The 20,039-nt window shown below is 65.6% G+C and carries 19 protein-coding genes; 5 read left to right on the forward strand and 14 right to left on the reverse strand.

Annotation, left to right across the window (positions count from 1 at the left end):
* Positions 1–164 precede the first annotated feature (164 nt).
* Positions 165–500: an ArsR/SmtB family transcription factor gene (locus PMM47T1_RS21835; RefSeq protein WP_008373089.1), complete on the reverse strand. Its 336-nt coding sequence runs from the start codon at positions 498–500 to the stop codon at positions 165–167.
* Between the two features lie 52 nt (positions 501–552).
* On the opposite strand from PMM47T1_RS21835, the gene PMM47T1_RS21840 reads away from it, so the two are divergent.
* Complete coding sequence (locus PMM47T1_RS21840; RefSeq protein WP_008373093.1) at positions 553–1,644, forward strand: NADH:flavin oxidoreductase/NADH oxidase; 1,092 nt, start codon at positions 553–555, stop codon at positions 1,642–1,644.
* Positions 1,645–1,679: 35 nt separating this feature from the next.
* Here PMM47T1_RS21840 and PMM47T1_RS21845 read toward each other — a convergent pair whose 3' ends face one another.
* Entirely contained in the window at positions 1,680–2,156 is a 477-nt protein-coding gene (locus PMM47T1_RS21845; RefSeq protein ID WP_008373094.1) for a cysteine hydrolase family protein, read from the reverse strand.
* A 173-nt stretch (positions 2,157–2,329) separates the two neighbouring features.
* Here PMM47T1_RS21845 and PMM47T1_RS21850 point away from each other — a divergent pair, with 173 nt between their 5' ends.
* Together PMM47T1_RS21850 and PMM47T1_RS21855 are read left to right on the forward strand one after the other, a co-directional pair.
* A complete protein-coding gene (locus tag PMM47T1_RS21850) occupies positions 2,330–3,766 on the forward strand; it encodes an MFS transporter (protein WP_008373095.1) in 1,437 nt (478 codons plus the stop codon).
* 72 nt (positions 3,767–3,838) lie between these two features.
* Positions 3,839–4,075, forward strand: a complete 237-nt coding sequence (locus PMM47T1_RS21855; protein WP_008373096.1) for a hypothetical protein — start codon at positions 3,839–3,841, stop codon at positions 4,073–4,075.
* A gap of 43 nt (positions 4,076–4,118) precedes the next feature.
* On the opposite strand, the gene PMM47T1_RS21860 is transcribed toward PMM47T1_RS21855, so the two are convergent.
* From PMM47T1_RS21860 to gabT, 4 genes are all read right to left on the reverse strand, one after another.
* A complete protein-coding gene (locus PMM47T1_RS21860) occupies positions 4,119–5,567 on the reverse strand; it encodes an aldehyde dehydrogenase family protein (protein ID WP_008373097.1) in 1,449 nt (482 codons plus the stop codon).
* Between the two features lie 150 nt (positions 5,568–5,717).
* A complete protein-coding gene (locus tag PMM47T1_RS21865; protein ID WP_008373098.1) occupies positions 5,718–6,206 on the reverse strand; it encodes an Lrp/AsnC family transcriptional regulator in 489 nt (162 codons plus the stop codon).
* 47 nt (positions 6,207–6,253) lie between these two features.
* Entirely contained in the window at positions 6,254–6,895 is a 642-nt protein-coding gene (locus tag PMM47T1_RS21870) for an HAD family hydrolase (RefSeq protein WP_008373099.1), read from the reverse strand.
* A 65-nt stretch (positions 6,896–6,960) separates the two neighbouring features.
* Positions 6,961–8,256 carry a 4-aminobutyrate--2-oxoglutarate transaminase gene (gabT, locus tag PMM47T1_RS21875; protein ID WP_008373100.1) on the reverse strand — a complete coding sequence of 432 codons (1,296 nt, stop codon included), beginning with the start codon at positions 8,254–8,256 and terminating at the stop codon, positions 6,961–6,963.
* A gap of 177 nt (positions 8,257–8,433) precedes the next feature.
* Here gabT and PMM47T1_RS21880 point away from each other — a divergent pair, with 177 nt between their 5' ends.
* Both PMM47T1_RS21880 and PMM47T1_RS21885 read left to right on the forward strand, forming a co-directional pair.
* The gene (locus tag PMM47T1_RS21880) at positions 8,434–9,360 is read left to right on the forward strand and encodes a 2-hydroxyacid dehydrogenase (protein ID WP_043301389.1); all 927 of its coding nucleotides are present in this window, start codon (positions 8,434–8,436) and stop codon (positions 9,358–9,360) included.
* A 16-nt stretch (positions 9,361–9,376) separates the two neighbouring features.
* Positions 9,377–10,462: a tartrate dehydrogenase gene (locus PMM47T1_RS21885; RefSeq protein ID WP_008373103.1), complete on the forward strand. Its 1,086-nt coding sequence runs from the start codon at positions 9,377–9,379 to the stop codon at positions 10,460–10,462.
* 74 nt (positions 10,463–10,536) lie between these two features.
* Here the strand turns inward: PMM47T1_RS21885 and PMM47T1_RS21890 are convergent, their stop codons facing one another.
* From PMM47T1_RS21890 to PMM47T1_RS21925, 8 genes are all read right to left on the reverse strand, one after another.
* Entirely contained in the window at positions 10,537–11,994 is a 1,458-nt protein-coding gene (locus PMM47T1_RS21890; protein ID WP_008373104.1) for an NAD-dependent succinate-semialdehyde dehydrogenase, read from the reverse strand.
* Between the two features lie 148 nt (positions 11,995–12,142).
* Positions 12,143–13,297 (reverse strand): acetylornithine deacetylase, encoded by a 1,155-nt coding sequence (gene argE / locus PMM47T1_RS21895; RefSeq protein WP_008373105.1) that lies wholly within the window; start codon positions 13,295–13,297, stop codon positions 12,143–12,145.
* A gap of 119 nt (positions 13,298–13,416) precedes the next feature.
* Complete coding sequence (locus PMM47T1_RS21900) at positions 13,417–14,568, reverse strand: NAD(P)/FAD-dependent oxidoreductase (protein WP_008373106.1); 1,152 nt, start codon at positions 14,566–14,568, stop codon at positions 13,417–13,419.
* Positions 14,565–15,941, reverse strand: coding sequence for an FAD/NAD(P)-dependent oxidoreductase (locus PMM47T1_RS21905; RefSeq protein WP_008373108.1), 1,377 nt, complete (start codon positions 15,939–15,941; stop codon positions 14,565–14,567). Before PMM47T1_RS21905 ends, PMM47T1_RS21900 begins: the two co-directional genes overlap by 4 nt.
* Entirely contained in the window at positions 15,923–16,231 is a 309-nt protein-coding gene (locus tag PMM47T1_RS21910) for a (2Fe-2S)-binding protein (protein WP_008373110.1), read from the reverse strand. The genes PMM47T1_RS21905 and PMM47T1_RS21910 overlap by 19 nt, the downstream gene beginning before the upstream one ends.
* Positions 16,228–18,072, reverse strand: coding sequence for an ABC transporter ATP-binding protein (locus PMM47T1_RS21915; protein ID WP_008373113.1), 1,845 nt, complete (start codon positions 18,070–18,072; stop codon positions 16,228–16,230). Before PMM47T1_RS21915 ends, PMM47T1_RS21910 begins: the two co-directional genes overlap by 4 nt.
* Positions 18,073–18,933, reverse strand: coding sequence for an ABC transporter permease (locus PMM47T1_RS21920; protein ID WP_008373116.1), 861 nt, complete (start codon positions 18,931–18,933; stop codon positions 18,073–18,075).
* A complete protein-coding gene (locus PMM47T1_RS21925; RefSeq protein ID WP_008373117.1) occupies positions 18,930–19,886 on the reverse strand; it encodes an ABC transporter permease in 957 nt (318 codons plus the stop codon). Before PMM47T1_RS21925 ends, PMM47T1_RS21920 begins: the two co-directional genes overlap by 4 nt.
* Between the last annotated feature and the right edge of the window lie 153 nt (positions 19,887–20,039).

Here is a 20,039-nt window from a genome sequence, read left to right on the forward strand (position 1 = left end):
CGGCACGCTTTGCTGGGTCATTGCTGCCGGGGTACCTACATCAGGATCGGCTCGTGGAAAGGCGTGCGGGCCCAAGGCAGTCAATGCCAATGCCTATCCTGGAAGAACGAGTTCAAGCCTGACGGCCACTTCGCCATCAGTCCATCAACCGTTCATTCACTCGCTCAGCGCTGGGCCAGCACCGTGCCCAGCAACCCGGGAAAGCGGCTCTCAAGCACCTCGCGGCGCAACGAGTTCATGTGCATGGTGCCCACGTTGCGGGTCTGCACCAACCCGGCCTCGCGCAGCACACGGAAATGGTGGGACATGCTGGACTTGGGCCGCCCCCCGTCCAGCTCGCCACAGGTGGCCTCGGCCACGCCGGCCAGGCAGCGTACGATGCCCAGGCGCACGGGGTCGCTCAACGCATACAGCAGGCGCTCGAGGGTCAGGTCATCGGGGTTGGGGTGGGTATAGGTTCGCATGGCGCACATGATATCGGGGCTTCCATAAATTGCCATAGTTCGATTATGATCGAACTATCGAAAATTGCCCACTTGCCGGAGTTTGCACATGTCCGCGTTGTTCCAACCCTTCACCCTCAAAGACGTCACGCTGCGCAATCGCATCGCGATTCCGCCCATGTGTCAGTACATGGCCAAAGACGGCCTGATCAACGATTGGCACCACGTGCACTTGGCCGGCCTGGCCCGTGGCGGCGCAGGCCTGGTGGTGGTGGAAGCTACCGCGGTAGCCCCCGAAGGCCGCATCACCCCCGGCTGTGCCGGCATCTGGAACGATGAACAGGCCCAGGCCTTCGTGCCCGTGGTGCAGGCCATCAAGGCCGCCGGTTCCGTGCCGGGCATCCAGATCGCCCATGCTGGCCGCAAGGCCAGCGCCAACCGCCCGTGGGAAGGCGACGACCATATCGCCGAGGGTAACCCCGAAGGCTGGCAGACCATCGCGCCGTCGGCCATTGCCTTCGGTGCCAACCTGCCGAAAGTGCCGCGCGCCATGACCCTGGACGACATCGCTCGGGTTCGCCAGAACTTCGTCGACGCGGCCCGCCGTGCCCGTGACGCCGGTTTTGAATGGATCGAGCTGCACTTCGCCCACGGCTACCTGGGCCAGAGCTTCTTCTCCGAGCACTCCAACCAACGCACCGACGCCTACGGTGGCAGCTTCGACAACCGCAGCCGTTTCCTGCTCGAAACCCTGGCGGCCGTGCGCGAAGTGTGGCCTGAGCACCTGCCGCTGACCGCACGCTTTGGCGTGCTGGAATACGACGGGCGCGACGAGCAGACCCTGGTCGAGTCCATCGAACTGGCACGCCGCTTCAAGGCCGGTGGCCTGGACCTGCTGAGCGTCAGCGTCGGTTTCACCATTCCGGACACCAACATCCCGTGGGGCCCGGCCTTCATGGGCCCGATTGCCGAGCGCGTGCGCCGCGAAGCGGACCTGCCGGTAACCTCTGCCTGGGGTTTTGGTACCCCGCAACTGGCCGAAGGCGCGCTGACCGCCGGGCACCTGGACCTAGTGTCCGTGGGCCGCGCCCACCTGGCCGACCCGCACTGGCCCTACTTCGCCGCCAAGGAACTGGGCGTCGACAAGGCCTCCTGGACGCTGCCGGCGCCTTACGCCCATTGGCTTGAGCGTTACCGCTGACCGCGTAACGGTGTAGCCGCTGCCCAAGGCTGCGGCTACAGCAGTCCCGCCATGATTTCTGCTCGCGTGGTGACCTGGCCAAAATGGTGTTTCCACAGGTCTATGCCCAACTGACCGGAGCGGTCCAGCGATGACCCCACTGTCAGGTCAGTCACCAGCGTGGGCATCAACCCCGCATCAAACAACGCAAAGCCTGCGGCCAATACGCAGGTGTCGGTTTGCAGCCCGCAGACCAGCACACGCTCCACATCGAGTTGCTTGAGGTGCGCGATGGTCTCAACCGTCGGCGCGTAGCCGTGTTTGATAAATACCGTGTCGGCTTCGATCAGGCTCTCATCTTGCGCCGCCGGGTGCCAGCCTAACTGGCGCTCGAACGGTGTCACCTGTTCATCATGCAGTTCCACCAGGGCAATGGTGGGGATCATCGCGGACAACGCGCGCGCACCATCGACCAGCCACTCTGGAGGGCTGAAGGTGGATTGGATGTCGATGATGAGCAAAGCCTGGCGCATGAACCGGTTCCGAACACTGGTGAAGGGCGCGGAGTATACCGCTACCGATCCACCCGCTGTAGCCGACCGCCAGCACGCGATGAGCCCAGTATTGACTGCGCGCGGCCAGTCGGGCGCTGCAACGGGAATTCGTGGCACAATTGCGGGTTACTGCGCACACCCAAGGGGATTCAATGTCGCTGTTCAAAGACTTGCCTGATGACGATGGCCTGCCCGGCCCGCAACGGCGCCTGGCCATGGTGGCGGTGATGACCGCCACCGCCATGGCGGTACTGGATGGCACGGTGGTGAATATCGCCCTGCCCTCCATGGCACAGGCCTTCGACGTGCCGGCTGCCACCACGGTATGGGTGGTGAACGGCTACCTGCTGGCGGCCGCCATGACCCTGATGACCTTTTCCGCGCTGGCCAGCCGCATTGGCTTTCGCGCCCTGTTCGTCGGCGGCATGAGCCTGTTTACCCTGGCGTCGGTGGGCTGCGCGCTGGCGCCTTCGCTGGACGTGCTGATTGTGATGCGGGTCATCCAGGGGATCGGTGGCGCTGCAACCTTGAGTATCGGCCCGGCCATCTACCGCACGGTGTTTCCGACGCGATTGCTGGGCCGCATTCTGGGCTTGAACGCCCTGTTGGTCGCCGCCAGCACCGCGGTGGGCCCGGCCTTCGGCGGCACGCTGCTGTCGATTGCCAGTTGGCCGTGGCTGTTCGCGGTCAACCTGCCACTGGGCGTCGCCGCGGCCCTGCTGGGCTGGCGAGCCGTACCCCGGCACCGTTCCAGCGGTGGCGCCGCGTTCGATGTGGTCGGCGCCGTGCTGTCGGCCATCACCATGGGCGCGGCTATCATGGCCACCGACGCGGTGTCCAAGGTCGATGGCCCGCTGACCCTGGCCAGTTGCGCTGGCGCCGGCGGGTTTGCCTTGGTGATGGTGGCCGCCGGTGCGGCCTTTATCTGGCGGCAACGCCGTGCGCCGGTGCCGTTGCTGCCGCTGGAGATATTTTCGTCATCACGCTTCTCCCTGGCGGCGCTGACCTCGCTCACGGCGTTCGTCAGCCAGGGCATCGCCATTCTGTCGCTGCCCTTCCTGTTCCAGAACGCCTATGGCTACAGCGTGCTGGCCTCGGCGCTGCTGTTCACCGCCTGGCCGCTGGGCATCATCGTCGCCGCCCCCCAGGCCGGGCGCCTGGCTGACCGGCATCCGCCCGCCCTGCTCTCCACCATCGGCCTGGGCCTGATGACGGTGGGGCTATTGATGCTGGCGCTGTTGGCGCCCGATGCGCATGCGCTGGATATTCTCTGGCGCGAATTTCTGTGCGGGGTGGGTTTCGGCTTTTTCCAGAGCCCCAACAACCGCGAGATGCTCGCCAACGTGTCCCGCGAGCGCAGCGGCAGTGCCTCGGGCATCCTCGCCATTGCCCGCACCTTTGGCCAATGCCTGGGCGCAGCCCTGGTGGCCGTGGTGCTGTCTGTCTATGCCGGGCATGAGGCCGGCGGCCAGGCCCTGTCGCTGGTGGCAGCGCTGGAAGCCAAGGCCATGCACATGGCCCTGGGCGTGGCCGCCATCGCCTCCGGGCTGGCGACCTGCGTAAGTATCAGCCGGATTCGCAGCCGGTGAATCGAATGGCTTGAACTGAACGCCCGGTCACGTGCACAGTACGGCCTGATTACAACTAGAAAGGACGCCACCATGCGCACGTTTGACCTGATCCGCGATGCAGTGTTGCCAGAGTTTCGTGAGCGCGTGGCCGACTACCTGGTGGACTACGAAACCGTGCTGGCCACTGGCAGCACCGACCCCCAGGTGCTGCAGGCCACGGCCAACCAGTTGCGCGGCTACCTGCGCGGGCTGAACACCACCCGCGTGCTGGGCATGGCCGATTGGGAAGAGCTGGACCGGCGCGTGGTGGCCACCTGGCTGAGCTGAGCAATCGTCACCCTCGCTCGTTCGCTTGTGAATACCGCTAGGCTTACACCCCGATCAGCGCCTTGGTCTCCAGGTATTCCTCAAAGCCGAACACGCCGAACTCGCGGCCATTGCCCGAGCGCTTGTAGCCGCCAAATGGCGCATGAGGGTTCCAGGCCGGGTAATTGAGCAGCACCTGCCCGGCACGAATGCGCGACGCCACCGCGCGCACCTGGGCAAGGTCGGTGCCTTGCACGTGGGCGCTCAGGCCGTACACCGTGTTGTTGGCCAGGGCCAGCGCTTGCTCCACCGTGTCGTACGGCATGATGCACAGCACCGGGCCGAAGATTTCTTCCTGGGCGATGCGCATGCACGCGTCCACCTCGGAAAATATCGTCGGGCGTGCGTAAAAACCAGTGTCCATGCCGGCCACCCGGCCCGGGCCACCGCACACCAGCTTGGCGCCGCCGTTCAGGCCGGCGTCGATCATCGCTTGCACACGGTTGAACTGCGCTTCGTTGGCGATGGGGCCCATCACCGTGTCGACGCAGGCCGGGTCGCCCACGACGATGGCGTTGGCGGTCGCGGCGGCCAGCGCCTCGACTTCGGCCAGGCGGTTGCGCGGCACCAGCATGCGGGTGGGGGCGCTGCAGGATTGGCCAACGTTACGGAACGCCGACATCACGCCCTTCTCCACCGCCGTGGCGAAATCGGCATCGGGCAGCATCAGGTTGGGCGACTTGCCGCCCAGTTCCTGGGTCACGCGCTTGAAGGTCGGCGCCGCGGCCTGGGCAACCAATGCACCGGCGCGGTTGGAGCCGGTGATGGAGATCATGTCCACGTCGGGGTGCGCCGCCATGGCTTCGCCCACGTCGGCGCCGCCACCGTTGACCAGGTTGAACACCCCAGCCGGCACGCCGGCGTCATGCATCAATTGGGCAAACAACAGTGCGCTCAACGGCGACAGCTCACTGGGCTTGAGCACCACGGTGCAACCGGCGGCAATGGCGGCGGCGGCCTTGGCGGTAATCTGGTACAGCGGCCAGTTCCACGGGGTGATCAGCGCGCACACACCAATGGCCTCGCGGGCAATGGCAGTGCCGCCTTCCATGGTTTCAAAGGAGTAGTGGGGCAACAGGTCGCGCACCACGCGGATGTGCTCGGCCGCCAAGGGCACCTGCATGGCCCGGGCGAACGAGATGGCCGCGCCCATTTCCAGCGTCAACACCTGGGCAAAGGCCTCGGTGCGCGCCAGCATCAGTTCATGCAGGCGGGTGAGTACCTGTACACGGGTGTCGATCGTCGACAACGACCAGTGCGCGAAGGCAGCGCGCGCGGCGCTCACGGCCAGGTCCACGTCCTGAGCAGAACCCTTGGCCACATGGGCCACCACGGTTTCGGTGGCGGGATTGATCACCGGCAGGCTGGCGTCCACCACCGGCAGGCACCATTGGCCATTAATGTAGAAACGCGCGCACAGGTAGGGGTCGAGGTGAGCGGTGTGTTCGGTCATTGTGAGGTTCCCAGGCGAAGGAGTGAGGCGGCCTGCACGGCCTTTTCCATGCCTGATACGCTAACAAACCCGAGCACGCGGAACCTGCTGTTGTTCGGGTTTGCATGACACGTTGTGCTGTATCGGCCCGGCTTTTCAAGCGTTGCTGCGTCAATGCCGAATCAGCTTGCGCAGCGGCACCACTTCCTTCATCACTGGCGACTTGATGACGATGTAGCTGAAGTATTTGGCGATGCCTATGTTCTTGTCGATGATGCTTTCGATCACTTCCTGGTAGTGTTGGATGCTGCGGGTCATGAAGCGCACCAAGTAGTCGTAGCCGCCGCTGATCAGGTGGCACTCCAGCACTTCATCCACCTGGCGGATGTTGGCCTCGAACTTGGCGAAGTCCTCGCGCTTGTGGTCGCCCAGGGTCATCTCGGTGAAAATGGTGACCGAGTCGGTGATCTTGGCCAGGTTGATGTGGGCCTTGTAGCTGGAGATATACCCCGCCGCCTCCAGGCGCTTGACCCGTTGCAGGCACGGGCTGGCCGACAGCCCCACCGCGTCGGCCAGGCTGACGTTGGTCATGCGGCCGTCCTTTTGCAGCTCGACCAGAATGTTTATGTCGATGCGGTCCAGTTTGACCATGCCTTCCATTCACTTACCCTCGAATGCGCTAATGTCCCTGAGGTTCTTCAATCAATTCAACGGCGTAACGATAGCTGATGTTGGGCCACCAGGTCGGCCAGGCTGTTGATGCACACGCCCACCGGGCATTCCCCCGGCACGCGCTGCCCGCGCCGCAGCAGGCACATGGCCCCCTGGTGTGGCTGCGCGGGCAACTGCGCGCGTACCGACAGGGCCTGATCGAAAGGCACTTGCTGCTGGTCGAGCCATGCCTGGCTTTCACCGGGCGCCAGCAGCTCTTCACTGTGCAGGCCCAGGCGTTCGCATAGCGCTTCGCGGTCCTGGGCATCGCGATCACACAGTATCACCAGCCGGTAGAACTTGCGCAGGTACAGCAAGGCCCCCGGCGCGTCTTCGAACAGCGGCCAGGTGGCGGCCGTGCGGGCGAAGCTCAGGCTCTCCTCCCAACTGGCTCGCACCTGGAAGGCCTCCGCCAACTGGCGGTGGGCGAAGCACAGCAGCCCGGTGAAGCCCAGCTCGTCGAAACGCGGGTAAAGCCCGTGCAACGCCTCTTCGAAGCGCGCCAGCACGACGGCTTTTTCCGGCACCTGTTGCAGGCCGGTGAACACGCCTTGCAGCGCAGTCCAGACACCGCTGTCACGGTCCACCAGCACACCGTCACAGTCGAGCAGCAGTACACGATAATCAGTCAGGCGCATGCCAACTTCATCTCCATGATGGACAACGGCGGCCCGGGCGGCGAAGCCCGGGCCTGTCGTGGGGTTCAGGCAATCAAGACCCGTGCCAAGGCGGCCTCGAGAATGGCCATGGCTTCATCCAGTTCGGCGTCGGTGGTGGTCAGCGGTGCCAGGAAACGCACCACGTTGCGGTACACGCCGCACTTGATCACCAGCAGGCCGCCTTCGCGCGCCGCATCAATCACCTGTTGCGCCAGTGCCGCGTCGGGGCTGGCACTGGCGTCGTCGCTGACCATTTCCATGGCCAGCATGAAGCCCTGGCCGCGTACATCGCCGATGCGCGAATGGCGTTGCTTCAAGGCCTGCAGGCCGGTGCGCAGGCGTTCACCCAGGTGCTCGCCGCGGGCCAGCAACTGTTCCTGTTCGAAGGCGTCGATCACCGCCAGTGCCGCGGCGCAGGCCAGGGCGTTGCCGCCGTAAGTGCCGCCCAGCCCGCCAGGAGTGGGCGCGTCCATGATCTCACTGCGGCCCACCACGGCCGACAGCGGCAGGCCGCCGGCCAGGCTTTTGGCCACGGTCACCAGGTCTGGCTGGATGCCGGCGTGCTGGAAACCGAACCAGCGCCCGGTGCGGCCAAAGCCGGCCTGGATCTCGTCGAGGATCAGCACAATGCCGTGCTGTTCGGTCAGCGCCCGCAGGGCTTGCAGGAACTCGGGCGGCGCGGTGAGGAAGCCGCCGTCGCCCTGCACCGGTTCAACGATGATCGCCGCCACGCGGTCGGGAGCGATCTGGGTGGCGAACACTTCCTGCAAGGCCGCCAGGGCGTCTTCGGTGCTGACGCCACGGTAGGGGTTGGGGTATGGGGTGTGGAAGATTTCCGGGGCGAACGGGCCGAAGTTCTGTTTGTAGGGCTGGCTCATGCCAGTCAGGCTGCACCCCAGCAGCGTGCGGCCGTGGAAGCCGCCGCGAAAGGCAATCACGCCGGGGCGATTGGTGTGGCCACGGGCGATCTTGATGGCGTTTTCCACTGCCTCTGCACCGGAAGTGAACAGCGCGGCCTTGTGCGGCACGTCACCGCCCACCAATTGGCTCAAGCGTTGCGCCAGTTCGATATACGGCGCATACGCCACCACCTGAAAGCAGGCGTGAGTGACTTTTTGCAACTGCGCCTGCACCGCTTCGACCACTTTGGGGTGGTTGTGCCCGATATTGAGCACGCCAATGCCACCCACGAAGTCCAGATAGCGCTTGCCGTCCACGTCCCACAACTGCGAACCCTGGGCGCGGTCTATCACCAACGGATGGGCGGTGAGCACGCCGCGCGGCACGCTCTGTTCGCGTTGTTGCAGCAAGCGGGGGGTGTCGTTCAATTTGCTGTTCATGGGTGGCCATTCTCGGGTCGGTTTCGATGCAGTCCAGAGTACGGGTTGCGCGAAGCCGACTTGGCCGAACTTGCCCGCCAGCAAAGGCACATCGACTGTTTTGCCCAGCACAAACGGCAGAATCGCTTGACGCCCTTGCACCACAATAGGCAACGACCCATTGCCTGGGAGCCCACCATGGCCCTGCTCTACAAAGCCGACCCGCAACGCGGTGAACGCTGGCGACAACTGTTCGCCGAACATGCCCCCGACATCGAGTTCCGCCAATGGCCCAACCTCGGCAACCCGGACGATATTCACTACCTGGCCGCCTGGCAGGCCCCCGATGACCTGGCCACTGTGCTGCCCAACCTCAAGGCGCTGCTGGCCATTTCCGCCGGCGTCGACCAATTGAACCTGCACACCCTGCCCGCCCATTTGCCGGTGGCGCGCATGCTCGACCCCAACATCACCGCCGGCATGTGCGAATACGCCACCTGGGCGGTGCTCAGCCTGCACCGCGACATGCTGCGCTATCGTGCCCAGCAACAGGCCGGCCAGTGGCTGGAACATACAGGGGTGCCAGCCAGCGAACGCCGCATTGGTTTGATGGGCCTGGGCCAGCAAGGCCGTGCCATCGCCCAGCACCTGCGGCACTTCGGCTTCCCGGTATCGGGCTGGGCGCGCAGCCCCCATGAATTAGCCGGCGTGCAATGCTTTGCCGGCGCAGAGCAGTTGCCGACGTTCCTGGCCCAGTGCGACATCCTCATCTGCCTGTTGCCCCTGACCGCACAGACCTGCGGCGTGCTCGATGGCCAACTGTTTGAACAACTGCCCCGGGGCGCCGGCGTGATCAACATGGGCCGCGGTGCGCACCTGGTGGAAGCCGACCTGCTGGCAGCGCTGGGCAGCGGCCAACTGGGCGGTGCGGTACTGGACGTGGCGCAACAGGAACCGGCCAGCACCGCCCACCCCTTCTGGCACCACCCACGCATTGTGCTCACCCCGCACATCGCCGCCATGACCCACCCCGATAGCGCCTTCACGGTGCTGCTGGACAATATCCGCCGCCACCAGCGGGGCGAGCCGCTGACCGGCCAGATTGATCGTTCCACCGGTTATTGAACCCACAGGAGACCCCATGAGCACAGTAACGTATAAAATCGCCGTCATTCCCGGCGACGGTATCGGCAAGGAGGTTATGCCCGAAGGCGTCCGCGTCATGGACGTGGCGGCGAAGCAGTTCGGCATTGAGTTGCAATGGGACTGGTTCGATTTCGCCAGCGCCGACTACTACCAGCAACACGGCAAGATGATGCCCGATGACTGGTTCGCCACCCTCAAGGGCTACGATGCCATTTACTTCGGCGCCGTGGGCTGGCCCGATGTGGTGCCCGACCATATCTCCCTGTGGGAATCGCTGCTGCAGTTCCGTCGCGAGTTCGACCAGTACGTCAACCTGCGCCCCTGCCGCTTGATGCCGGGGGTAAAAGCGCCGCTGGCCGGCCGCAAGCCCGGCGACATCGACTTCTACGTGGTGCGCGAAAACACCGAAGGCGAGTACTCCAGTGTCGGCGGCATCATGTTCCCCGGCACCGAGCGCGAAGTGGTGATTCAGGAGACGGTGATGACCCGCGTGGGCGTGGACCGCATCCTGAAGTTTGCCTATGAACTGGCGCAAAGCCGGCCCAGGAAGCACCTGACCTCGGCCACCAAGTCCAACGGGATCGCCATTACCATGCCGTATTGGGACGGACGGGTGGCGGAAATGTCCAAGGCTTACCCCGACGTCAAGGTGGATAAGTACCACATCGATATCCTCACGGCGAACTTCGTGCTGCACCCGGACTGGTTCGACGTGGTGGTGGCCAGCAACCTGTTCGGCGACATCCTTTCCGATCTTGGCCCGGCCTGCACCGGCACCATCGGCATTGCGCCGTCGGCCAACATCAACCCGGACCGCACCTTTCCCAGCCTGTTCGAGCCGGTGCATGGTTCGGCGCCGGACATTGCCGGCAAGGGCATCGCCAACCCCATCGGGCAGATCTGGTGCGGGGCGATGATGCTGGAGCACCTGGGCCACGCCGACGCCGGCGCGGCGGTGCTGCAGGCCATTGAACGAGTCCTGGCCCAAGGCCCAGAACAGGCACCGCTGACCCGCGACCTGGGTGGCACCGGCAACACCGAAAGCCTGGGCAAGGCCATCGCGGATGCCTTGAGCCAATGACCCCTTTGTGAGCTGCGGTGCGGCCGCTTCTGCGGGCCAGCGCAGCCTTGGGCAAAGGCTGCGTTTTGCTTGGGTTACAGGCCGCCGATATGAAACGCCTTGATTTCCAGGTATTCGTCCAGGCCGTAGCGCGAGCCTTCACGGCCCAGTCCCGACTGTTTGACCCCGCCAAACGGCGCCACTTCCATGGAGATGGCGCCGGTATTGAGGCCCACCATGCCGAAGTCCAGCGCCTCGCCTACGCGCCATGAACGTTGCAGGTTCTGGGTGAAGTAATACGCCGCCAGGCCGTACGGCGTGTCGTTGGCCATGGCGATGGCCTGGGCCTCGTCGCTGAAGCGAATCAACGGTACCAGCGGCCCGAAGGTTTCTTCCCGGGTGCACAGCATGCCGGTGTGGGCATCGGCCAGTACCGTGGGGCTGACGAACGGGCTCGCCGCACTCGGTACGCCGCCACACAGCAGACGCGCGCCCTGGTCCAAGGCGTCATCGATATGCCGTGCCACCTTCTCCACGGCGGCCGGGTTGATCAATGGCCCCACTGTCACCCCCGGCTCCAGGCCGTTGCCCACCTTGAGGGTGGCCACCTCTTCCAGCAGCCGCGCGGCGAAGCGGTCGTAGATACCGTCCTGCACCAGGATACGGTTGGCGCACACGCAGGTTTGCCCGGCGTTGCGGAATTTGCTTTGCATCAAGCCGGCCACGGCCTGTTCGATGTCGGCATCGTCGAAGACAATGAACGGCGCATTGCCGCCCAGTTCCAGGCTCAGGCGCTTGATGTGCTCGGCGCTCTGGCGCATCAACAGGCGGCCGACCGCAGTGGAGCCGGTAAAGGAGATCTTGCGCACCGTGGGGTTGCCGGTCAGTTCCGCGCCGATGCCCTGGGGCAGCCCGGTGACCACGTTGAACACCCCTGCCGGTATGCCAACGCGTTCGGCCAGCACGGCCAGGGCCAGCGCCGACAACGGCGTCAGGTCGGACGGCTTGACCACGATGGTGCACCCCGCAGCCAAGGCGGGCGCGCATTTGCGGGTGATCATGGCAGTAGGGAAGTTCCACGGGGTGATGGCAGCGCACACGCCCACAGGTTGTTTGAGGGTCAGCAGCCGACGGTCGCCGCTGGGCGCCGGGATGGTATCGCCATAGATGCGGCGCGCTTCTTCGGCGAACCATTTGACGAAACTGGCGCCGTAGCGAATCTCGCCCTTGGCTTCGGCCAGGGGCTTGCCCTGCTCCAGGGTCATGATCAGTGCCAGGTCGTCGACGTTGTCGAGGATCGCCTGGTGCCAGGCTTCCAGCAGCAGCGCGCGCTGGGCGGCGGGCAGTTCACGCCAGGCCGGCAACGCGGCCTCGGCGGCCTCGATGGCCCGGCGGGTTTCAACGCCTTGCAGCGCCGGTACCCGGGCGATGCAGGCCCCGGTGGCCGGGTTGATGATGTCCAGGGTGGCGTTGTCGTCGGCGGCCAGCCATTGGCCGTTGATATAGGCGCGTTCGGCCAACAGTGACGGGTCTTGCAGGGAGGGCGCGGGCATGAGACTGATCCTGTGATTGACGATAGGACCAGTCTAAAAACATGTGCCGGGAGGGGATGCCGAATGTGCCCGAGCCACGGTGGCGAATGCCGAAAACGGCGTGTGGGCAGCAGGACCTGCTTGCGCGGTGAGGCGGCTTGCAGCGCGGTTACATCAAGGCGCCCAAGAGGCTGTGCAGCAACCGCTCGCACGCCTGCAACTGGCTCAGCTGCACGTACTCATCGGGCTTGTGCGCCTGCTCGATGGAGCCCGGCCCGCACACCACCACCGGCACGTTCAGGCGCTGGGCGAACAGCCCGCCTTCGGTGCCGAAGGCCACTTTCACCTGGGCCGTATCGGGCGCCGCAAAGGCCTTGAGCCAGCGCACCGCCTCCACCGTTGGCGAGGTGTCCAGGCCCGGGTAGGCGTTGAGGGTTTCGATCTCGATATCCGCCACGCCGGAGACCTTTTTCGCTTCGCGCACCAACGCCTCGGCCTGCTCGGCCAGGTGCGCGACCATGGCCTCGGGGTTGTCCGCTGGCAGATGACGGATCTCGAAGTCCAGGGTACACAGGTTAGGCACGATGTTCAGCGCCTTGCCACCGTCGATACGGCCCACGTGCACGGTGGTGTAGGCAATGTCATAGGCATCATCGTGGGCGCCCTGTTGCTGCAGGCGTACCTGGGCCTGGCGCAGGCTGGCGATGAAATCACTCGCCAGGTGGATGGCGTTGGCGGCCAGCGGCGCCAGGGAGGAATGGGCTTCCTGGCCGTGACAGTGCACACGGTACGAAGCCTTGCCCTTGTGACCCAGGGCGAACTGCATCTGCGTGGGTTCGCCGACAATGCACAGAAACGGCCGCTGCGGCGCCAGGTGCAATACATCCAGCAAACGCCGCACGCCCACGCAGCCGATTTCCTCGTCATGGGACAGGGCCAGTTGCAGCGGGCGCTTGAGCGGCTGGTCGGCGGCGCTCAGCAGCGCGTGGATGGCCACGGCGATAAAGCCCTTCATGTCGCAACTACCGCGCCCGTACAGCTTGCCGTCGCTGACGGTGGCCTCAAAGGGCGGCCGGGTCCAGGCCTGGCCGGCCACCGGCACCACGTCCGTATGGCCGGACAGCAGCACCCCGGGAACGTTTTTCGGGCCAACGCTGGCGAACAGGTTGGCCTTGCCGCCGGCTTCGTCATGCACCAGGGTGGTGTCGATGCCTTTAGCCTGCAGCAGGTGCTGCACGTAGTGAATCAAGGCCAGGTTGGACAGCGACGAGGTGGTGTCGAAGCTGATCAGTTGTTTGAGGATGTCGAGGATGCGTGGGTTCATAAGGGGACCACTTGAATTGAGAGCAACGCGGTCACTGTAGGAGCGGGCCGTGCCCGCAACGCCGACGCCGCGGTACATCTGGCATTACGCGGTGTAGCCTTCGCGGACACGGTCCGCTCCTACAGCGTGCCTGTGGATACCATTGGCTGTGCAAACCGGTTGATATGAAAATCATGAATACGCGTGCTGGTACTGCCCGTGGCAATCAGCTCGGCCATCACCGCGCCCACGCCCGGGCCCAGCTGGAAGCCGGCGCCACAGAAACCGAAGGCGTAATACAGGCCGTCGACCTGCCCGCTCGGCCCCATGATCGGCAGTGAATCCGGCGTGTAGCTCTCGATGCCGCTCCACACCCGAATGATGTTCAGCGGCGCAATGCCCGGCACCAGCCGGCGCATCTGGCTGATCTGGTTGAGGATGCTGCGCGGCTCCACATGGGCCCGGCGGTTGAGCATGTCCGGCTTGCTGCGGTAGCCGCCACCGATGACGATGTTGCCGCGGGCGATCTGGCGGAAGTAGATCACTTCCTCCGGGATCTTGGTGTACACGCCAATCACGGTTTTCAGCGCATAAGGCACCGGTTCGGTCACCGCCATCTGCGGGCCGTTGGTGTCCAGCGGCACCGGCTCGCCGAACTGCGCCGACAGCTTGTCGCCCCAGGCGCCGGCAGTCACCAGCAGGTTGGGCGCGGTGAAACGGCGGCCGTCCACGGTGTCGATGTGGAAGTCACCGCCCACCTTCTGCACCTCGCGCACCTCGGTGCGTTCATGCACGATGGCACCGGCACGCACGGCGGCGCGGGCAAAGGCCGGCGCGGCCAGGCGCGGGTTGGCGTGGCCGTCATGGGGCGCGTAGGAACCGCCCTGCACTTGCGGGCCCAGGAACGGAAAGCGTTCATGCAGGGCCTTGCCGCTGAAGATCTGCAAGTCCAGCTCACGGGCTTCCGGGGCCTGGGCGTAGGCTTCCAGGTCGGCGATATGCGTAGCGTCGTAGCACACGCGCATGTGGCCGCTGGGCAGGAACTCCAGGTCTTCGCCAATCAGTTCGGGCAGGCGCTTCCACAGGTGGAAGGAGCGATTGGACAGCTCCAGCTGGCACAGGTAACGGCCCTGGCGGCGAACGTTGCCGAAGTTGACGCCGCTGGCGTACTGACCAATCTGGTCGCGCTCCAGCACAATCACCGAGCGCCCCTGCTGACGCAGGAAGAACGCTGCCGCGGCGCCCATGAAGCCACCGCCCACAATCACCACATCGGCCTGTTGCGCACTCATGCCTGTACCTCCTGCACATTCAGGGTCAAGGGCTTGACCGGCGCCTGGCCGCGCTGCCGACCCACTTCCCTCACGGGTACGCCCGCCTCGGCGGCAATGACTTCAGCCCCGGCCTGGGAGCAGTAACGCCCCTGGCAGCGGCCCATGCCCACGCGGCTGAACGCCTTGGCGCGGTTGACCTCACAGGCACCCTTTTCGCGGACCACGCCGCGCAGCTCGCCAGCGCTGATCATTTCACAGCGGCAGACAATGGCCTCGTCCGGCAGCAGTTGCACTTGGGCGGCCGGCCAAGGGAAGGCCTGGGTGAGCCCCAGGCGAAAACGGTCCATCTGCGCCAGGATCTGCCGCTGCGCCTGCTGAGCACCGGCGTCCACGGGCAGCCCCAGGTCCTGCAACAGCGCCATGGCCGCCAGGCGCCCCGCCGCTTGCGCCGCGTCGGCGCCACGAATGCGCGCACCGTCACCGGCGGCGTAGACACTGGGTAATGAAGTACGACCGTCGTTGTCGGTGTGCAGCAACCATTGGCCCGAAGCCTCGTCAAAGGCAAAGCCGCAACCGGCAAGGTCGGCCAGCTGGGTTTCCGGGCGCAGGTGATACCCCAGCGCCACGGCGTCGCAGCCCACGCGCAAGGTTGCGCCCTTGCCGGTGCGCACGGTCACGCCCTCGACACCGCTGCGTTCGTCGCCGTGAATCTGCAACGGCGTGACGCCCAGGTGCACGGCGATGCCCGCCCGGTACAAGCCGGCCAGCAGGCTCATGCCGGTCAAAAGCACGCCCGGGCGCGCCATCAGTTTCGGCGTGGCGCGCAAGCGCTGGTACAACGGCGAGGTGTCGAGCACCGCCGCCACCTTGGCCCCGGCCTTATGGTACTGGCTGGCGACCAGGTACAGCAGCGGCCCGGTGCCCATGAACACCACGCTGGCGCCGATGGACACCGCCTGGGCCTTCAGCGCGATCTGCGCGCCGCCCAGGCTGTAGGTGCCCGCCAGTTGCCAGCCCTGTACCGGCAACAGCCGGTCGGTGGCCCCGGTGCACAGCACCAGCGCATCGTAGTCCAGCGCCTCGTGGCGGCCCTGGCTCACGCAGCACAGTTGCTGGTCGGCCAGGTTCCACACCAGGGTGTCGGGGCGGTAATCGATGTGCTCGCGCAGCTGGTCAAAACGCTCATGCAGCGCCTTTGCCTTGCCGGCCTCGGTGCCGTACAGCTGGGCGTAGTCGCGTTTGAAGCCCTCGGGCTGGCGCCGGTAGATTTGCCCACCCGCCCGGCGACCTTCGTCCACCAGTGTGGGGCGAATGCCCGCCGCCAGCAGGGTTTCGGCGCAGCGGATGCCTGCAGGCCCGGCGCCGACAATGATTACCCGCGCAGTGGCCATGACGCCTCCGGTTGTGTGGTGAGAATGTCCAGGCCGTCGCGCACGTCCTGGGAACAGGCGCGCAGGCGCTCGCCGCCGCGGGTCCAGACCCAGCAGTCCTGGCAGGCGCCCATCAGGCAGAAACCGGCGCGGCGGCCGTTATCGAATTCCGAACCGCGCAGGGCGTCGCCATTAGTCAACAGCGCCACCATCAGCGTGTCGCCTTCCAGCGCCTGCACCGGCTGGCCGTCAACCTGCAAGTGGACGACCGGGCGCTGCTGCTCGGCCAGACGAACAAAACGGGCACTCATGCGTACGCTCCCTGAATAGGCAGCACCAGCGTCGGCTGGCCTGCCGACAGCTGCGCGCTGTCCAGATGGCAAAGGATGTCACTGCCGCCGACAAGGGTGCGGCGGTTCGGCGCGGTGTGGTTGCACAGGCCCTCCACGCGCAACGGGCAGCGATTGAGAAAGGTACACAGCTCGCGCTGATTGGCGGTGGGCGCACTGATGGGCGGCAGTTTGCACGTCACGGCAGTGCTCTCCAGCCAGCCCTGGCGCAGGGCCGGCACCGAATTCACCAGCAGGTTGGTGTACGGGTGGAACGGTGCCTGAGCCAGGGCGTCGCGGCTGCCGCTCTCGACAATATGGCCGCTGTACATCACCGCCACGTCATCGCACAGGGCACGCACGGTGGAAATGTCGTGGCTGATGAACAGGTACGACACGCCCAGCTCCCGGCGCAGTTCGGCCAGCAGTTCGAGAATGGCCGCACCCACCACGCTGTCCAGCGCCGAGGTGACCTCGTCGCACAGAATCAGGTCCGGTGTGGCAGCCAGTGCCCGGGCCAGGTTGATGCGTTGCTTCTGGCCACCCGACAGGGCACCAGGGCGGCGCTCGGCGATGCTGCGCGGCAACTTCACCAGGTCCAGCAGTTCATCGATGCGCCGGCGTTGGGCCGCGCCCTTGAGGCCATGGTAGGCGCGCAGCGGCCGGCCAAGGATAGTGGCGATGCTGTGCATGGGGTTGAGCGCGGTGTCGGCGTTCTGGAACACCATCTGGATGCGCCGGAACTGGTCGGCCGAGCGCCCCTTGAGGTCACCGGACAATGGCTGGCCGTCGAAGGTAACCTCGCCGCGACAGGGTTGCAGCAGCCCCGCCACCACTCGCGCCAAGGTCGACTTGCCCGAACCCGACTCACCGATGATGCCCATGGCCTGGCCGCGGTGCAGGGTGAGGTCAATGTCTTCCAGCACGCGAATGCGTGGCAGGCCGTGCAGGTCACGTGGGCCGTAGCCGGCGGTCAGGCCTTGGATGGTCAGCAGCGGTGCGGTGCCTCGGGCCACGTCGTCCAGGCGAATTTTCGCCGCCGGGCGCGCGGCGTCCAGCAACTGGCGGGTGTATTCATGGTTGGGCGACTTGAGCAGCGCGGCGGTGCCGTTGTCTTCCAGGATCTGCCCGCCATTGAGCACGATGATCTGGTCGGCCATTTGTGCCACCACCGCCAGGTCGTGGCTGACGTAAACGGCTGTGGCGCCGCGCTCGCGCACCACGCGCTTGAAGGCGCGCAGCACGTCGATCTGGGTCGTCACGTCGAGGGCCGTGGTGGGTTCGTCCAGCACCACCAGCAACGGGTCGCTGATCAGCGCCATGGCCGCCATGATGCGCTGCAACTGGCCGCCCGACACCTGGTGCGGGTAGCGATCGCCGATGTGCTCCGGGTCTGGCAGGGCCAGGTCGCGAAACAGTTCGATGGCCTTGTCGCGCAACTGTTCGCGGCTACCGCCCACGCCGTGGATCAGCGCCCCCTCCAGCACCTGGTCAATCAGCCGCTGGGCCGGGTTGAACGCCGCCGCCGCGCTTTGCGCCACGTAACACACGCGGTTGCCGCGCAGAACCTGCAGCTCGGTTTCGCTCAGGCTCAGCAGGTCGTCGTCACCCACCTTTACCTGGCCACCGGCGATACGGCAACCGCGCCGGGCGTAACCCAGCAGCGACAAGGCGATGGTGGTCTTGCCCGAACCGGACTCGCCGATCAGCGCCAGCACTTCGCCGCGCTCCAGGTTGAAGCTCACGCCCTTGACGATTTCGATCTCGCCGTGTTCGCCGCTGGCGTTGACCCGCAGGTCTTTGACTTGGATGAGATGGCTCATTCAGTGCCCTCCCTTGCTGCGCTGGCGACGGCTGGAAATGCTGTCGATCAGCAGGTTGATGCCTACGGTCATGGAACCGATGGCCAGTGCCGGAATCACCAGGGCGGGTGCGCCTTGGCTGAGGCCGCCGATGTTTTCGCGTACCAGCGAACCCAGGTCGGCGTCCGGTGGCTGCACGCCCAGGCCCAGGAAGCTCATGCCGCTGAGCAGCAGCACGATGAAACCAAAGCGCAGGCCCAGGTCGGTGAGCACCGGGTTGAGCATGTTGGGCAGTATTTCCACGCAAGCGATGTACCAACGCGGCTCGCCGCGGGTACGCGCCACCTGCACGTATTCCAGCGCTTCAATGTTGGTGGCCAGGCTGCGGGCAATGCGGTAGCAGCCCGGTGCATAGCTGAGCACCGCCGTGACGATCAACAGCTGCACCGAAGCGCCGAAAGCCGACACCACCACCAGCGCCAGCATTTTGCCGGGGATGGAGATCAAGGCGTCCATGACGCGGCTGATGCAGCCGTCCAGCCAGCGCGACGACACCACCGAGAGCAAGGCCAGCGCCGTACCCACGGTGCTGGCCAACACCGCCGCCACCAGGGCCAGGCCCACGGTGAAGCGTGCGCCGATCAGCACACGGCTGAGCATGTCCCGGCCCAAGTAGTCGGTGCCCAGCGCGAAGCCGTGGCCCATGTCGTCGAACACGTTGTTGGAGATCACGTCGCCCACGCCGTGAGGCGCCAACCAACCGCCCAGCAGCGCTACCAGCAGCCAGAAGGCGCACAGGCCGGCGCCCACCAGGCCGAGGATCGACGTGCGCACGCGGGGAAAGGGCTTGAAACGGGCAGGCTTGCCAATGACGTTGTTCATCGCTGTCTCAGCCTCGGGTTGGAAAGAATCGCGCACACGTCAGCCACCAGCACCAACGCCAGGTAAGCGGCACAGAACAGCATGGTGCAGGCCTGCACCAGGGCCATGTCGCGGTTGGTCACGGCGTCCACCATCAGGCTGGCGATGCCGGGGTAGTTGAAGATGGTCTCGACGATCACCACGCCGCCCAGCAGGTACGACAGGCTCAGCGCCACGGCGTTGACGATGGGGCCGATGGCGTTGGGCAAGGCATGGCGCAGCACGATACGCACGGGGCTGGCGCCCTTGAGCCGGGCCATTTCCACGTAGGGGCTGTCCAACTGGTCGATGACCGCAGCGCGGGTCATGCGTGCCATTTGCGCCACGATCACGCAGCACAGGGTCATCACCGGCAAGGCATAGGCCCGCAGGAACTCCAGCGGCGTGTGCACTTGGGTGGCGAACGACAGCGCCGACAGCCAGTGCAGCTTCACGGCAAACACCAGCACCGCCAGGGTCGCCACCAGAAATTCCGGCACCGCCACCAGGGTCAGGGTACAAAAGCTCAGCACGCTGTCCAGGCGCCCGCCCCGGCGCATGGCCGAGACAATGCCCAGGGTCAATGCCACCGGCACCGACACCAGCGCGGTGACGGCCGCCAGCATCAGGGTGTTGGGCAGACGCCCGGCCATCAGCTCGCTGACGGGCATGGCATTGGACACCGACTCGCCCAGGTGCCCGGTGACCAGGCCCGTCAACCAGTGCAGGTAACGCACGATGCCGGGCTGGTCCAGCCCCAGTTGGGTGCGCAGCGCCGCCACCTGCTCAGGCGTGGCGAACTGGCCCAGGGCCTGCTGCGCAGCGTCGCCGGGCAATACGGCGGTGATGGCGAACACCACCATCGACACGATCAGCAGCGTCAGGGCAACCAGCCCCAGGCGCCGTGCGATCAGCCAGTACAGAGTATTGTGCATGGTACGTCTCCTGCACTTTATTAGACCTTTACAACCCTATGAGGCAGGTTGTGGCAGCGGGTTCTACCCGCGAAGCAGACAGCGCAACGTCACTGTCATTACGCGGCGCTCTTTTCGCGGGCAGAGCCCGCTCCCACATGACCTCAACACAAT

The sequence above is a fragment of the Pseudomonas sp. M47T1 genome, from assembly GCF_000263855.1.
Taxonomy (GTDB): Bacteria; Pseudomonadota; Gammaproteobacteria; order Pseudomonadales; family Pseudomonadaceae; genus Aquipseudomonas.

What these genes read in the sequence shown, in the direction of transcription:
- PMM47T1_RS21890 (WP_008373104.1), bottom strand. Translation starts at nt 11,994, where the DNA reads ATGCCCGCGCCCTCCCTGCAAGACCCGTCACTGTTGGCCGAACGCGCC.
- PMM47T1_RS21880 (WP_043301389.1), top strand. Translation starts at nt 8,434, where the DNA reads ATGGCCCTGCTCTACAAAGCCGACCCGCAACGCGGTGAACGCTGGCGA.
- PMM47T1_RS21835 (WP_008373089.1), bottom strand. Translation starts at nt 500, where the DNA reads ATGGCAATTTATGGAAGCCCCGATATCATGTGCGCCATGCGAACCTAT.
- PMM47T1_RS21910 (WP_008373110.1), bottom strand. Translation starts at nt 16,231, where the DNA reads ATGAGTGCCCGTTTTGTTCGTCTGGCCGAGCAGCAGCGCCCGGTCGTC.
- PMM47T1_RS21855 (WP_008373096.1), top strand. Translation starts at nt 3,839, where the DNA reads ATGCGCACGTTTGACCTGATCCGCGATGCAGTGTTGCCAGAGTTTCGT.
- gabT (WP_008373100.1), bottom strand. Translation starts at nt 8,256, where the DNA reads ATGAACAGCAAATTGAACGACACCCCCCGCTTGCTGCAACAACGCGAA.
- PMM47T1_RS21840 (WP_008373093.1), top strand. Translation starts at nt 553, where the DNA reads ATGTCCGCGTTGTTCCAACCCTTCACCCTCAAAGACGTCACGCTGCGC.
- PMM47T1_RS21900 (WP_008373106.1), bottom strand. Translation starts at nt 14,568, where the DNA reads ATGAGTGCGCAACAGGCCGATGTGGTGATTGTGGGCGGTGGCTTCATG.
- PMM47T1_RS21915 (WP_008373113.1), bottom strand. Translation starts at nt 18,072, where the DNA reads ATGAGCCATCTCATCCAAGTCAAAGACCTGCGGGTCAACGCCAGCGGC.
- PMM47T1_RS21905 (WP_008373108.1), bottom strand. Translation starts at nt 15,941, where the DNA reads ATGGCCACTGCGCGGGTAATCATTGTCGGCGCCGGGCCTGCAGGCATC.
- PMM47T1_RS21850 (WP_008373095.1), top strand. Translation starts at nt 2,330, where the DNA reads ATGTCGCTGTTCAAAGACTTGCCTGATGACGATGGCCTGCCCGGCCCG.
- PMM47T1_RS21920 (WP_008373116.1), bottom strand. Translation starts at nt 18,933, where the DNA reads ATGAACAACGTCATTGGCAAGCCTGCCCGTTTCAAGCCCTTTCCCCGC.
- PMM47T1_RS21845 (WP_008373094.1), bottom strand. Translation starts at nt 2,156, where the DNA reads ATGCGCCAGGCTTTGCTCATCATCGACATCCAATCCACCTTCAGCCCT.
- argE (WP_008373105.1), bottom strand. Translation starts at nt 13,297, where the DNA reads ATGAACCCACGCATCCTCGACATCCTCAAACAACTGATCAGCTTCGAC.
- PMM47T1_RS21885 (WP_008373103.1), top strand. Translation starts at nt 9,377, where the DNA reads ATGAGCACAGTAACGTATAAAATCGCCGTCATTCCCGGCGACGGTATC.
- PMM47T1_RS21860 (WP_008373097.1), bottom strand. Translation starts at nt 5,567, where the DNA reads ATGACCGAACACACCGCTCACCTCGACCCCTACCTGTGCGCGCGTTTC.
- PMM47T1_RS21865 (WP_008373098.1), bottom strand. Translation starts at nt 6,206, where the DNA reads ATGGAAGGCATGGTCAAACTGGACCGCATCGACATAAACATTCTGGTC.
- PMM47T1_RS21870 (WP_008373099.1), bottom strand. Translation starts at nt 6,895, where the DNA reads ATGCGCCTGACTGATTATCGTGTACTGCTGCTCGACTGTGACGGTGTG.
- PMM47T1_RS21925 (WP_008373117.1), bottom strand. Translation starts at nt 19,886, where the DNA reads ATGCACAATACTCTGTACTGGCTGATCGCACGGCGCCTGGGGCTGGTT.